Annotated in this window: 1 protein-coding gene and 1 pseudogene; both read right to left on the bottom strand. The window is 46.6% G+C overall.

The annotated features are described in order from the left end of the window. Nucleotides 1-378 (bottom strand): 2Fe-2S iron-sulfur cluster-binding protein (locus tag AC1MDJ_RS08045; protein WP_479690397.1); only part of this gene is annotated, 378 nt, incomplete at its 3' end. Between the two features lie 17 nt (nt 379-395). Then, nucleotides 396-1,007 (bottom strand): annotated as a pseudogene (locus AC1MDJ_RS08040) (succinate dehydrogenase/fumarate reductase flavoprotein subunit); the annotation flags it as partial.

Below are 1,007 nucleotides of genomic sequence, written 5' to 3'. Positions count from 1 at the left end.
AGGCGACTTGCGGATAATATACGGCTTTACAGCTATAAACTTATTCATAAAGCTTTCAACATCCACAACTAAGTCGCGCACCACAGGCATACCCGGTAGTGGCTGAATTGTGATAGTATCTGAACCTATGTCAACTATACGCGTAAGACATGCAAGCATGTTTACGCCGTTAATATTCATTCCGTCTGAACCGCAAACACCTTCACGGCAAGAACGCCTGAACGATATGGAGGGGTCAATATTCCACTTTATATAGTTCAGCGCAGACAACATCAGCGTGTTGGGGTCAAGCTCTACGTCATAAGTGTCGTAGTGTGCCCCTTTGCCGTCATCTGGGTTATAACGAAAGATTTCAAAGACAAATTTTTTCTTTTCCATAATAATTTACCTCCGTTTTAATAAACCCGTTTTTTCGGCGGGAATGTTTCAGTCGTGAGCGGCTTAGTACGCACAGGACGATAGTCTAGTTTTATACTGCCATCCTTTTCAAGGAAGGCTTGCGTATGCTTCTGCCACTTCTCATCGTCTCTCTCTGTATAGTCGTCCCTGTAGTGAGAGCCACGAGATTCCGTGCGGGCAATGGCACCAGTAGTGATAGTGCGCGCAATCGTCAGCAGGTCATCTAGCTCAAGGGCTTCTATAAGTTCAAGGTTATAAACCTTAGACTTATCGTTCACCCTGTAGTCGTTCATATTAGCCGCTAAACCTTCCAACTCTTTCAGAGCCTCTTGCATAGCATCCCCTTTGCGGAACACGCCGACCTTTACCTGCATAACGTTAGCCATCTTTTCGTAAATATCACCAAAAGTGTGCTTGCCGTTAGCATTAGCAAAGCGTTCAAGCCTTTCAATACCCGCCTGTCCTGCATCTTTTGACAGGTCAACGAAACTAGTCTTATTGGCATGCTCGGCTGCAAGCCTGCCAGCTGTGCGCCCGAACACTACTAAGTCTAGTAGCGAGTTCGTGCCGAGCCTGTTTGCCCCGTGAACACTAGCCGAACATTCGCC

The sequence above is a fragment of the Candidatus Termitispirillum reticulitermitis genome (genome assembly GCF_054655775.1).
Note: the sequence above shows the minus strand (reverse complement) of the source record. Positions and strands in the feature narration are given on the sequence as shown.